Source organism: Mesorhizobium sp. M2C.T.Ca.TU.002.02.1.1 (genome assembly GCF_003997225.1).
Map to the genome: position 1 here is coordinate 1 of NZ_RZTO01000075.1, position 13,001 is coordinate 13,001.

10 protein-coding genes are annotated in these 13,001 nt (G+C 64.9%); 7 read left to right on the forward strand and 3 right to left on the reverse strand.

What is annotated here, in order from left to right; translation table 11 throughout:
• Positions 1 to 25: 25 nt before the first annotated feature.
• A complete protein-coding gene (locus EOD07_RS06380; RefSeq protein WP_127234408.1) occupies positions 26 to 883 on the reverse strand; it encodes an aromatic ring-hydroxylating dioxygenase subunit alpha in 858 nt (285 codons plus the stop codon).
• 251 nt (positions 884 to 1,134) lie between these two features.
• Here EOD07_RS06380 and EOD07_RS06385 point away from each other — a divergent pair, with 251 nt between their 5' ends.
• From EOD07_RS06385 to EOD07_RS06415, 7 genes are all read left to right on the forward strand, one after another.
• Positions 1,135 to 1,971, forward strand: a complete 837-nt coding sequence (locus EOD07_RS06385) for a GntR family transcriptional regulator (protein WP_040985697.1) — start codon at positions 1,135 to 1,137, stop codon at positions 1,969 to 1,971.
• The gene (locus EOD07_RS06390; RefSeq protein ID WP_127234409.1) at positions 1,968 to 3,062 is read left to right on the forward strand and encodes a BMP family ABC transporter substrate-binding protein; all 1,095 of its coding nucleotides are present in this window, start codon (positions 1,968 to 1,970) and stop codon (positions 3,060 to 3,062) included. Before EOD07_RS06385 ends, EOD07_RS06390 begins: the two co-directional genes overlap by 4 nt.
• A gap of 94 nt (positions 3,063 to 3,156) precedes the next feature.
• Entirely contained in the window at positions 3,157 to 4,698 is a 1,542-nt protein-coding gene (locus EOD07_RS06395; protein ID WP_127234410.1) for an ABC transporter ATP-binding protein, read from the forward strand.
• Positions 4,682 to 5,776 (forward strand): ABC transporter permease, encoded by a 1,095-nt coding sequence (locus EOD07_RS06400; RefSeq protein ID WP_127234411.1) that lies wholly within the window; start codon positions 4,682 to 4,684, stop codon positions 5,774 to 5,776. The genes EOD07_RS06395 and EOD07_RS06400 overlap by 17 nt, the downstream gene beginning before the upstream one ends.
• A gap of 13 nt (positions 5,777 to 5,789) precedes the next feature.
• A complete protein-coding gene (locus EOD07_RS06405; protein WP_127234412.1) occupies positions 5,790 to 6,710 on the forward strand; it encodes an ABC transporter permease in 921 nt (306 codons plus the stop codon).
• A gap of 146 nt (positions 6,711 to 6,856) precedes the next feature.
• Positions 6,857 to 8,959, forward strand: coding sequence for an FAD-dependent oxidoreductase (locus EOD07_RS06410; RefSeq protein ID WP_127234413.1), 2,103 nt, complete (start codon positions 6,857 to 6,859; stop codon positions 8,957 to 8,959).
• A gap of 68 nt (positions 8,960 to 9,027) precedes the next feature.
• Entirely contained in the window at positions 9,028 to 10,566 is a 1,539-nt protein-coding gene (locus tag EOD07_RS06415; RefSeq protein ID WP_127234414.1) for a trimethylamine methyltransferase family protein, read from the forward strand.
• Position 10,567: 1 nt separating this feature from the next.
• On the opposite strand, the gene EOD07_RS06420 is transcribed toward EOD07_RS06415, so the two are convergent.
• Together EOD07_RS06420 and EOD07_RS06425 are read right to left on the reverse strand one after the other, a co-directional pair.
• Complete coding sequence (locus tag EOD07_RS06420; RefSeq protein WP_127234415.1) at positions 10,568 to 11,245, reverse strand: TetR family transcriptional regulator C-terminal domain-containing protein; 678 nt, start codon at positions 11,243 to 11,245, stop codon at positions 10,568 to 10,570.
• A gap of 43 nt (positions 11,246 to 11,288) precedes the next feature.
• On the reverse strand, positions 11,289 to 12,836 hold the full coding sequence (locus EOD07_RS06425; RefSeq protein ID WP_245469904.1) for an ABC transporter substrate-binding protein: 1,548 nt from the start codon (positions 12,834 to 12,836) through the stop codon (positions 11,289 to 11,291).
• Positions 12,837 to 13,001: the final 165 nt, after the last annotated feature.

Below are 13,001 nucleotides of genomic sequence, written 5' to 3' on the forward strand. Positions count from 1 at the left end.
CCTCTGCATGCCGCGGACATCGTGATCAAACCCGCGCCGGTATGGCGCCGTAGGTGACGGCGCGGTCGCGCAGCCAGCGCCGGTAGGAGACCGAGACGGCATCGGCGCGAATCGGCGTTTCGGCACGCGGATCGAGCGGCAGTCGCTTCGGGACCTGGTTCTCCAGGATCGGCTTGTCCTGCGCGAAGATCAATTGCATGAAGCTGCGCACCGTCGCCGCCTCCATGCCATCCTTGAGGTAGCAGAGATAGGGATGCGCGATGCAGTTCTCTTCATCGACGGGCTGCACGAAGAGCGTGATGACGTCGAGCCGGTGCTTCTGGATCGGATTGCTCTTGTAGAGCGCCACCGTGTAGGGCCGGATCACCTTGTAGATGTAATCGACGACGAAGCCCTCCCTGGCGGTGGGCGAGGCGACCGGCTGGTAGAATTTGCACTCCGTCGCCAGCACCTCGTCCTCGGCGGTGATCTCGACATTGTAGGGCGCCACCTCGGTGTGCGGCTCCTCGCCCAGCCAGCCGGTGTGGACGAAAGGGAAGTGCCCCATGTCGAGGAAATTCTCGACGGCTCGCAAGCCGGAAACCTTGACCGCGATGGACCCGCCGCTGACGAGATGACGGTCCGCTTCGTTTGCCTCGGGAATGAAGACGATATCGCGCCGCGGCGTTCCGAGGCAGGTCCAGATGAAGCCGTAGCGCTCGGCCGATTTCAGCGCTACGCCTGTATCGTCGCGAATGACCTCGAATCTCCCCGCACGCTCGCGGACGATCAGGTCGACGCCGAGCAGGCGTGTTGGAAACGGCTTATCCCGGGAGAGCGATTCCCGGTCGGCGACGATGTGCCAGTCGTTCAGAAGCTCGCGGTCGACGCAGTGGGTAGCCATCGGCACCCCTCTCAACTCGGCTAGCCCTTCACCATGAACCTAGCCCGGCGTTTCGACAAAACGAAAACACAAGATTGGATATCAATCAACGATTTTTTGTCAGCCAAAACTCATTTTTGTGTTGACAGGTTTCAATGATTGACTTCCCGTGTATGAAGTTCTGAATCTGGGATATGCCGTGTCCTGACGGCGCATGTCTTCGCTACGGAAAGCCTGCTGATCATGCCCTCAAATCCGCGGAGAACCCCGCCTTGAGCAGCCGTTCCCAGACGATAGCGGATATCCTGACGCGCGCGATCATCGACCATCGGCTGGTGCCCGGCTGCAAGCTCGGCGAGCGCGAGCTTTCCGAGATTTTCGACGTCAGCCGCATCGTCGTGCGCCAGGCGCTGATACGGCTCGCCGATGACGGGCTGGCGCAGATCGAGCGCAATCGCGGTGCCTTCGTCGCCAAGCCGAGCATGCAGGAGGCGATGGAGATCTACGACGCGCTGACGCTCGTCGAACAGGGCGTCGCCGCGCAGCTCAGCGATCGCCTCGGCCCCGCCGGATGGGCGGAGCTGCGCCAGCATGTCGAACGCCAGCGCCAGGCCGTCGCCTCAGGCAACGACGCGCTGGCCGACGTGCTCGGCCAGGAGTTCCATACCGTCTTCGTGCGCTTGAGCCGCAACAAGGTGATGCAGGAAATCCATGCGCAGCTCGTGCGCCGCACCACGCTGCTGCGCTCGCTGATTACCGCCGATTTCGACTATTGCAATCTGCTCGACGACCATTCGCGCGTCGTCGACCTTCTCGAAAAGGGCCGGCTGAAACAGGCCATGGACCTCATCGACACGCATCACCGCGCGGTGGTGCGCGGCTACATCATGGATCGCGAAGTCTACGCGGAAATGACGCCGGCCGAGGCGCTGGCGCCCTATCTCGACGGCAAGGCCGACGGCGCGGCGCCGATCGCGCCACGAAAACCGGCAAAATCATCCGGGAATGGCGATGGCACGGCGCATGTGCATGTCCATCTCCCCAAGCAAGATCCGGCACCGAAAAGCCGGACATCGGCCAAAAAAACCAACAGAGGGCTACCAGCATGAACGACCTGACAAGACGTGGATTCCTGAAATATAGCGGCGCGCTCGGCGCGGCACTGGGCACCGGAGGACTGAGCACCATCGCCAGGGCCGACGACATGCTCAAGGTCGGCGTCGTCTATGTCTCGCCGATCGCCGAGATCGGCTGGACCAAGCAGCACAGCCTCGGCGTCGAGGCGATCAAATCCGCGTTCGGCGACAAGGCAAAGCTCACCGTCATCGACAACATCTTCATGCCGCAGGATGCCGAGCGCGTTTTCCGCGAGCTCGCCAGCGCCGGCAATCAGTTGATCTTCGGCACCAGCTTCTCGCACGGCACGCCCATGCAGAAGGTGGCGCCGCGCTTCCCCAAGATCGCGTTCGAGCATTGCTCGGGCATCGTCCATCTCGCCAATCTCGGCACCTTCGAAGCGAAGTACTATGAAGGCACTTTCGTCGCCGGCGCGGCCGGCGGCCATATGTCGAAGTCGGGCAAGATCGGCTTCATCGGCGGCTTCCCGATCCCCGACATCGTCGGCCCTGCCAACGCGCTGCTGCTCGGCGCGCAGAGCGTCAATCCGAACGCCACCTGCAACGCCATCTTCCTCAATTCCTGGTTCGATCCGGGCAAGGAGAAGGAAGCCGCCAAGACGCTGCTTTCGCAAGGCTGCGACGTGATCTGCTCGATGACGGATACGGCGACCGGCGTGCAGGTCGCCGGCGAAGGCGGCGCCTGGTCGATCGGCTACGCCAGCGACATGTCGAAATTCGCCTCCGGCAAGCAGCTGACCTCCTTCGTGCTCGACTGGACCAGCGACTATGTCGGTGCCGCCAAGGCCGTCGCGGCCGGAACCTGGAAGCCGGAAGTGCGCTGGGACGGGCTGGCCGCGGGCGTGGTCAAGATGGCGCCCTACAATGACGGCATCCCGGCCGACGCCAAGGCCAAGCTGAAGCAGCTCGAGGCCGATATCGGCAGCGGCAAGGTGCATCCCTATGCCGGCGAGCTGAAGGACCAGGACGGCAATGTCAAGGTCGCGGCCGGATCGGTGCTTCCCGACGACGGCATTCGCGGCATGAACTGGTTCGTCAAGGGAATGATCGGCAAGCTGAGCTGATCAACCGCGAAGAAGCGGGGAAACGCCGAGGCCATCTTCGGTGTTTCCCCGCCGGTTCCCGTCCAACCCCGCGTCACGCCCGGCAGGACCCGCCATGCATCCGCGACTAGAATTGCGCAACATCTCCAAGCGCTATCCAGGCGTCATCGCCAATGACGACGTCTCGCTGACGATCCAGACCGGCGAGATCCATGCCGTCCTTGGCGAGAACGGCGCCGGCAAGTCGACCCTGATGAAGATCATCTACGGCGCGGCGCAGGCCGATTCCGGCGAAATCTATTGTGACGGCAATCTGATCGCCGCGCACAATCCGGCAATGTCGCGCGCGCTCGGCATCGAGATGGTCTACCAGCATTTCGCGCTGTTCGAATCTGTTTCGGTGGTCGAGAACATCGCGCTTTCGGCAAGCAGCGCCTTCAATTTGCCTTCGCTGGCCGAAAAGATCCGCGAACTTTCGCTGCGCTATGGCATGCCGATCGACCCGCACCGCCAGGTGCATGACCTTTCGGTCGGCGAGCGCCAGCGCGTCGAGATCGTGCGCTGCCTCTTGCAGGCGCCAAAGCTCCTGATCCTCGACGAGCCGACCTCGGTGCTGACGCCGCAGGCCGTGGTCAAGCTGTTCGACACCCTTCGCCAACTGGCCGCCGAAGGCTGCTCGATCGTCTATATCAGCCACAAGCTCGACGAGGTGCAGGAGCTCTGCGACACCGCCACCGTGCTGCGCAACGGCAAGGTCACCGGCACGGCGCGGCCGAAGGAAACCACCTCGCTCGAGCTCGCCCGCATGATGGTGGGCTCCAAGCTGCCGGAAATGCATGTCAGCCCGGCAGCGCCGAGCGAGAAGCCTGTGCTCGAAGTCAGGAACCTGTCCGCCAAGGCGCGCGACCATTTCGGCGTCGACCTGGAGGATGTCTCGTTCAACGTCCATGGCGGCGAGATCGTCGGCCTTGCAGGCGTCTCCGGCAACGGCCAGGCCGAGCTCATCGCGCTGCTCAGCGGCGAGCGCCGGCACGCACAAGGCGACGCGATCAAAATCAATGGAACGGCGGCAGCCGCCTTGCGGCCCGACGAGCGTCGCAAGCTCGGCCTCGCCTTCGTTCCGGAGGAGCGGCTCGGGCGAGGCGCGGTGCCGTCGCACACGCTGTGGGAAAACGCGGTGCTGACGGCCCATCGCTTCGGCACGGTCCGCAAGGGCCTCGTCGACCGTCGCAAGGCCTCCGCCTTCGCCACCGGCATCATCGACCGGTTCAAGGTCAAGGCCAACGGCCCGGATGCCACGGCGCAGAGCCTGTCGGGTGGCAATCTGCAGAAATTCATCGTCGGGCGCGAGATCGCGCTGGCGCCGAAGCTGCTTCTCGTCTCGCAGCCGACCTGGGGCGTCGATGTCGGGGCGAGCGCGTTCATCCGCCAGACCATCGTCGATCTCAGCCGCGCCGGCACGGCGGTGTTCGTCGTCTCGGAAGAGCTCGACGAGCTGTTCGAGATCTGCGACCGGCTGCTGGTGATCTGCAAGGGTCGCGTGTCGCCGCCGCTGGTCCGCACAAGCACGGACCGCGAGGAGATCGGACTCTTGATGACCGGCCGGACGATGGGTAAGGACCAGACGGGGGGCAGCAGCGTTGCACTTCAGGATTGAACAACGGCCGGAGCCTTCGGCCGTGATGCGTATCGCGGCGCCGGTGCTGGCTTGCATGCTGACGCTGATCGTGGGCTCGCTCTTCTTCGCTTCGCTCGGCCATGATCCGCTGGCAACGCTCTACGCCTTCTTCATCGAGCCGCTGAGCTCGATGAACGGCCTGTCGGAATGGTTGCTGAAAGCCTCGCCGCTGATCCTCATCGCCTGCGGGCTGGCGATCGGCTTCCGCGCCAATGTCTGGAACATCGGCGCCGAGGGCCAGTTCACCATGGGCGCGATTGCCGCCAGCGGCGTCGGCCTGTTCTGGCCGAACCCGGAGAGCGCGTTGCTCCTGCCGCTGATGTTCCTGGCCGGGATGGCCGCCGGCATGGCCTGGGCGGCGATCCCCGCCTTCCTGCGCTCGCGCATGAACACCAACGAGATCCTGGTCACGCTGATGATGACCTATATCGCGACGCTGTTCCTGTCCTATCTCGTGCATGGACCGTGGCGCGATCCGGCCGGCTTCAACTATCCGCAGACGGCGTTGCTGCCGGCGGCGGCGATGTTCCAATCCTTCGACCCCGCCTACCGGCTGAATTCCTCGATCTTCATCACCGTGGTCGCCGTGCTTTTGATGTGGCTGTTCACGGACCGCAGCTTCCTCGGCTACAAGATGTCGGTGAGCGGCGCCGCACCGCTCGCCGCCCGCTATGCCGGTTTTCGCGAGTCGGCCGCCGTCTGGATCGGGCTGCTGGCCGGCGGGGCCGCTGCGGGGATCGCCGGCATGGCGGAAGCGGCCGGACCGCTCGGCCAGCTCTCGCCGCAGATTTCTCCCGGCTACGGATTTGCCGCCATCATCGTTGCCTTCATCGGACGGCTGAACGCCTTCGGCATCGTGCTTGGCGGGCTGCTGATGTCGCTGCTTTTCCTCGGCGGCGAGGGCGTGCAGATGACACTCGCGCTGCCCTCGGCGCTGACGCGCATCTTCCAGGGCATCCTGCTGTTCTTCCTGCTCGCCGCCGACTTCTTCATCTTCTATCGCATTCGCCTGGTGCGGCCGGTCAAGGACGCGCATGCGCTCGAGGCGGCACCGTAGCGGGAGACAATCGATGGAACTGTTCATCGCCATCTTCACCGGCACCATCATCGCCGCCACGCCGCTGATCTTCGCGGCGCTCGGCGAGCTGGTGGTCGAGAAATCCGGCGTGCTCAATCTCGGCATCGAAGGCATGATGCTGATGGGTGCCGCCCTTGCCTTCTGGGCGGTCACCGCCGGCTATTCGATGCCGGTCGCGATCCTCGCCGGAGCGTTGGCCGGCGCCGCCGCCTCCTTACTGTTCGGCGTGCTGGCTCTCACCTTCCTCACCAACCAGTATGCCGCCGGCCTGGCGCTGGCGATCTTCGGTTCAGGCGTTTCCGCCTTCCTCGGGCGCGGCTTCGGCAGCGAGCCGATCGAAGCGCTGCACGGCGTCCGCATTCCGGTCCTCTCCGACCTGCCGGTGCTCGGCCCGCTCATCTTCCGCTTCGATCCGCTGGTCTATCTGGCGCTCTTGATGTTCGTAGCGATCAGCTGGTTCCTTTATCGCACCAAGGCGGGCCTCATCCTGCGCACGATCGGGGAATCGCCGCAGACCTCGCATGCCATCGGCTATCCTGTGATCCGGATCCGCTACATGGCGGTGCTCTTCGGCGGCCTTATGGCCGGCCTTGCCGGCGCCTATCTGTCGGTCGCCTACACGCCGCTCTGGGTCGAGAACATGACCGCGGGCAAAGGTTGGATCGCGCTGGCGCTGGTGGTGTTCGCCACCTGGCGGCCGTTGCGCGTCCTGCTCGGCGCCTGGCTGTTCGGCGGCATGACGATCCTGCAATTGCAGGGACAGGCGCTGGGCCTTCAGGTTCCCTCGGAGCTGCTGTCGGCGCTGCCCTATCTGGCGACGATCGTGGTGTTGGTGCTGATCTCGCGCAACCGCCAGATGCTTGCCCTGCACTTCCCCGCCTCGTTGGCAAAGCCGTTCCGCCCGGCGGGTTAGCCGGGTCCAACAAAGCCGGCCGATTTTCGTTATCGAAAGCCCGCTGCGCGAGCTCGCGGCAACGGGCTCGCTTTGACCATTGCGTTCCAGAACGATCTCGACTACGTTATTGAACGATCGTTCAACAGTGCATTCGAGACGCCGCGATGCCGTGCAACCCCCGTTACGAAATCCTGTTCGAGCCGGTAGGAATAGGGCCCGTCACCGCGCCGAACCGCTTCTATCAGGTGCCGCATGCCAGCGGGATGACCAACGCGCTGCCGCGCGTTCGCGCGGCGTTCCGCGAAGCCAAGGCCGAAGGCGGATGGGGCGTGATCTGCACGGGGGCTTGCTCGATCGATCCGACTTCGGACGATGCGCCGCTGCCTTTCGCGACGCTGTGGGACGAGAACGACATCCGCGCTCACGCGCTGATGACGGAAGCCGTGCACCGCCATGGATCTCTTGCCGGCGTCGAGCTGTGGCATGGCGGCGCTTCGGTGATGAACCGGACAAGCCGCCTGCCGCCGCTGTCGCCATCCGGTATTCCGTGGATGGCCACGCATGTCGGTTTCATGGGCAATCTGAAACCGAAGACGATGGACAAGGCCGATATCCGCGAGGTGCTGAGATGCCAGGCCGAAGCGGCGCGCAAGGCGCGCACGGCCGGCTTCGATATCGTCTATGTCTATGCCGGGATGGGCTATCTCGGCTACGAGTTCCTGCTGCCGGAATACAATCATCGCGCCGACGAATATGGCGGCTCGATCGGGAACCGTGTCCGCTTCGTGCGCGAGATGATCGAGGTGACGAAGGATGCGGTGGGCAAGGATTGCGGAGTCGCGCTCCGTGTCAGCCTCGAGGAACTGCGCGGCCGACCCGGGCGCAACCAGCCCTCGGAAGCCCATGAGTTGATCGAACTGCTGGCCGACCTGCCCGACCTCTTCGACGTCAAGATGGACTCAAGCCCCACGGATTGCTCGGCGTCGCGCTTCACCGGCGAAGGCAGCCACGAGCCGGTGATCGATTTCGTCAAGTCGCTGACGAAGAAGCCGGTCGTCGGCGTCGGGCGCTTCACCTCGCCGGACACGATGGTGTCGCAGATCCGGCGCGGCGTGCTCGACCTCGTCGGCGGCGCGCGGCCGTCGATCGCCGACCCCTTCCTGCCGGCCAAAATCCGCGAGGGCCGCGAGGCCGAGATCCGCGAATGCATCGGCTGCAACATCTGCATTTCGAGCTGGCATGACGGCGTGCCGGTGCGTTGCACCCAGAACCCGACCGCCGGCGAGGAATGGCGGCGCGGCTGGCATCCCGAGCGCGCCGGGCGCGCCGACAGGCCCGAACGCATCCTCATTGTCGGCGGCGGACCGGCCGGGCTCGAATGCGCCATGACGCTCGGCCGCCGCGGCCACGAGGTGATGCTTGCCGACGCCAGCCGCGGCTTCGGCGGGCGGCTGACCTTCGAGAAGACACTGCCAGGGTTGTCGGCCTGGAATCGTGTCGTCGAGTACCGCCTCGGCCGCATCGGCGAGATGAGCAATGTCTCGCTCTATCCCGAGAGCGCGCTCGGCGCCGACGAGATCGTCGACCTGGCGCCGGAACGCGTGGTGCTGGCGACCGGCGCGCGCTGGACGAATATGCTCTATTCCTCGCTGGAGATCCCGGTCGGCCGGCTCGACCATGCGGATGTGCTCACACCCGACGACATCGCCGCAGGCAAGCTCCCTCAAGGGCCGGCGCTGGTCTTCGATTTCGACAACTACTACATGGGCGGCGTCCTCACCGAGCATCTGGCCGCCCAAGGCATCCCGGTCAGCTATGCGACACCGGCCGGCCATGCGTCGGCATGGACGATCATGACCAACGAGCTGCCGCTGGTGCATCGGACGCTGGCGCGCCGCAACGTGCCGGTGAGAACGCTGCATCTGCTGAAATCCTTCGACGGCGAGACGGCGACGCTGGCGCATCTGTTCACTGGCGAGGAGACCCGCATGGCCTGCCGCTCGGTGCTGGTCGTCGGATTGCGGTTGCCGCGAAACGAGTTGTTCGAAGCGCTGACAGAAAAGGCGGACATGCTAGCGGCGGCGGGCATCCGGGGCGTCGATCGCATCGGCGACACGCTGGCGCCCGGCGCCATTGCCCATGCGGTGCATAGCGGCCACAAGCTGGCGCGCGAAATCGGCGAAAAGCTTCGCTGGCGGCCTTACCGCCGCGACACGCCGGTCGTCGATGCGGCGGCGGATTTCGAGATGCGGACGGCAGCCGAATAGAGCAATTCCAGGAAAGGTGTGAACGGGTTCCGTTCGGAATTGCGTCAAACAAGGAGATCCAGGGAGCCATGGAGCGTATCGCCGCACGTCGCAGGCCCGGTCGTCCGCAGCGCGAGGTCGGCGGCATCGCGCAGCGACCCTGGAAGCAGCTGACGCGGCCCTACGCGCCGATCGAGGTCCTGTCGGCCGACCAGGTGCAGGCGATCCACGAAATGGGCCTCACCATCCTGGAGGAGATCGGCATGCGCGTGCTGCAGCCACGGGCGCGCCAGCTCTATCGTGCCGGAGGCTGCGCCGTCGACGAAGGCGAGATGCGCGTGCGCTTCGACCGCGCCATGGTCATGGAGCGCGTCGCCATGGCGCCGTCGTCATTCGAGCTGCGCGCCCGTAACCCTCAGAAGAACGTCAAGGTCGGCGGGCGGCATTGCATCCTGTCGTCGGTCGGCGGGCCGGCCTATGTCATGGACAATGACCGCGGCCGCCGCCCCGGCACCTATGCCGAGATGTGCGACTACCTGAAGCTCATCCAGTCGTTCAACGTGCTGCACCAGGAAGGCGGCGGGCCGTTCGAGCCGCTCGACCTGCATCAGAACACCCGCCATCTCGACCTCTACTATGCCGAGATCACCTTGCTCGACAAGAACTGGCAGCCGCAGGCGCTTGGTCACGGCCGCGCCATCGACGCGCTGGAAATGGTGGCGATCTCGCTCGGCACGACGCGCGAGAACCTGGCGCGGGAGATGCCGGTGTTCACCGGCATCATCAACACCAATTCACCGCTGCAGCTCGACGAGCCGATGGCCGAGGGGCTGATCGCGCTGGCCGAGCACGGCCAGGTCAACGTCATCACGCCGTTCACGCTGGCCGGAGCGATGAGCCCGGTGACGCTTGCCGGCGCGCTGTCGCAGCAGCATGCCGAGGCGCTGGCCGGCATCGTGCTGACGCAGATCGTTCGACCCGGGGTGCCGGTGATGTATGGCGGCTTCACCTCCAATGTCGACATGAAGACCGGAGCGCCGGCCTTCGGCACGCCGGAATACACCCAGGCCGCGCAGATCACGGGACAGCTTTGCCGGCTGATCGGCGTGCCGTTCCGCTCCAGCAACGTCACCGCCGCCAATGCGGTCGACGCGCAGGCCGCCTATGAGAGCGCGATGTCCTTGTGGGGCTGCCTGATGGGCGGCGCCAATCTGGTGCTGCACGCGGCCGGCTGGCTCGGCGGCGGGCTGACCGCATCGTTCGAGAAGCTGGTGATCGATGCCGAGATGCTGCAGATGATGTCGGCCTATTTCGATCCGCCGGTGGTCGACATCGACACGCTGGCGCTGGACGCGGTGCGCGAGGTCGGCCCGGCCGGGCATTTCTTCGGCGCCGCGCATACCATGCAGCGCTACGAGCGCGCCTTCTATTCGCCGCTGGTGTCCAACTGGGACAACTACGATACCTGGGTGGAACGCGGCCAGATCACCGCGCGTGAACGGGCCAACGCGATCTGGAAACGCATGGTCGCCGAATATGAGCAGCCACCGATCGATCCCGGCATCGACGAGGCGCTGCGCGACTATATGGAGCGCCGCAAGCGCGAGGGCGGCTCGCCGTTGAACTGAGTCAGGCGTTCCGCAAAGGCCCGACCTGCGCCTCGAGCATCTCGAAGCCGGCGGCCTCGGCCGCCTGCGGCGTCACCACGCTTTCGTCGAGACACCATTCGAGCCAGAGCCCGTCGACCAGCGCGATGAAATTGCGCGCCAGCGCGGGAGCGTCGACCTGCCTTCCGCGCTCGACGGCAACCGCCGCGATGTCCTCGGCAAGTTCCGCGCGGTAGGCGTCGTAGAGTTCGCGATGCGCCGCCTTGAGCCGCGGGTTGACGGCGATCTCACCCCACAAGGACAGCCAGATCAGCAGGTTCTCGCGGCTGAAATATTCCGGGGCGAAATTGGACCGCACCAGGGCGGCCAGCGCGGCCTCGGGAGGCCAGCCGGACGCCTCGGCGCGGCGGCGCTTGGCTTCGTCGATCTGATTGTTGACGCTTGCGTAAAGCGAGGACTTGTAGACCTCAACCAGCAGCCCATCGAGGCTTTCGAAGTGATGGTTGATGAGGCCGCGCGAGACGCCGGCCTCCTTGCAGATGCGATCTATGGTGAAGGCGCCGATGCCACCGACGGACAGGCACCGCGTCGCCGCCTCGATCAGCATGGAGCGGCGCACATCGGCCTGCTCGCGGCTGAAGCGCGGCGCCTTCTTCGCGCCGCGCTTCCTTTTTGCAGCTTCCGGTTGGGCTTGCGTCATGCAACCCAGCTAATCGATTGCGCCCGTCCTGTCCATCAAGCGATCACGCCGTCTTCTTGAACAGCACAGGATTGGGGTGACCGTCCGGGTAGATGACGGGTTCGAACGCGGTCTTATGAATGGCGACCAGCGGCTGGTGACAGATGAAGACGAACCCGCCCGACTGCTCCATCAGATCCTCCATGCGGTTGGACAAGGCGACGCGCTTGGCCTCGTCGCTTTCGGCAACCAGTTGCTGATAGCTGGTCTCGAATTCGGGACTGTCGAAGCCGGACCAGTTGTAGGCGCCGATCTGGTCGGGGCGGAACCAGACCAGGTTCTCGGACGGATCGACGCCGCCGGCGAAATCCATCAGCGCCAGATCAATGTTCTTGTAGCCGTCGCCTTGGGTCTTGTCGCCGACGCCCCAGAAGGCGGCTTCGTCGTAGGGCTGGATCTCGACCTTGATGCCGGCCTGCTCGAGGCTAGCCTGGATGATCTGCGCGGTCGCGGTGCGGATGGAGTCGTTCATCACCGTCAACGTCAACGACAAATCGCTGACGCCTGCCTCGGCAAGCAGCGCGGCGGACTTCTCATAATCGGGCGCCGCGATCAGATTGCTCGGGCGCGCGAATTTCGTGCCGGGCTGGACGACGCCGGTGGAGCGCTTGGTGAGGTCGTCATAGACGCCGGTCAGGATCTGCCCGACATCGACGCCGTACTGCACCGCCTGGCGGACCTTCAGATCCTTGAGGCGCGGGCTCAGCATGTTGATCGTCAGCCAGACATAGCGGGTCGACTGCGCCTCGATCAGGTTGGTGTTGGCGGGCGGCTTCGCCTTGACGGCCTTGGTCGCCGAAATGGCGATCTTGGTGTAGTCGAAGGCATCGGCCTCGTAGGCCAGTTGCGCCGCCTGATCGTCGGCGACGACATAGATCTCGACCTTGCCGAAATCCGGCTTCGGCCCAGGCCAGTCCGGGTTGGCGGTCAGCGTAACCTTCTGCTTTTGCTGCCAGTCCGAGAAGAGATAGGGGCCGCAGGTCGCAGGCGGCTCAGTGGTGAATTTGCCGCCGGCCTTCTCTGTGCCGGCGCGGCTGATGATGTGGCCGCCATAGTAAGGCAGGCTGGTGACGAAGATCGGCTGGTACGGATCCTTGAGGTGGATGACGCCGGACCTGGCGTCGACGACCTCGACACGATCCAGCTTTTCGAACTGATAGGCCCAGGGCGACGACAGCTTCGGATCGGCTATGCGCTCGTAGGAGAATTTCACGTCTTCGGCGGTGACCGGGCCAAGACCGTTCGACCATTTCAGCCCATCGATCAGGGTGAAGGCGATGGTTTTCGGATCCTTCAGCTCGAGTTTCTCCGCGCCCCAGAGCGACCATGGCGAACCTTGCCTGAGGTCGCCGAGGCGGTTCAGCGACACATAGATGCCGCGCATCATGACATCTTCGATGCCGCCGATCATGAAGGCGGGATCAAGCGTCTGCAGGTCACCTTCCATGCGGATGCGCAGCGTGTCGCCTGCCGCCGACCAGGCAAAGCCCGGTTTCATCGCCAGGCCGGCGCCCAGCACGCCGGCGGCTTTCAGGAATGCACGTCTGTCCATGGTCCATTTCGTCATCTCAGTTTCCCCTTTGGTTTGCGGAAGCGCGTGAGACGGCTTCCCGTTCTTGCCCGCCGGTCTGCAGCGGGAAATGGCAGCGCACCATGCGGCCGGCGCCCATCGGCCGGTAGACCGGCGCCTCGGTCTTGCAGCGGGATTGCACGAGTG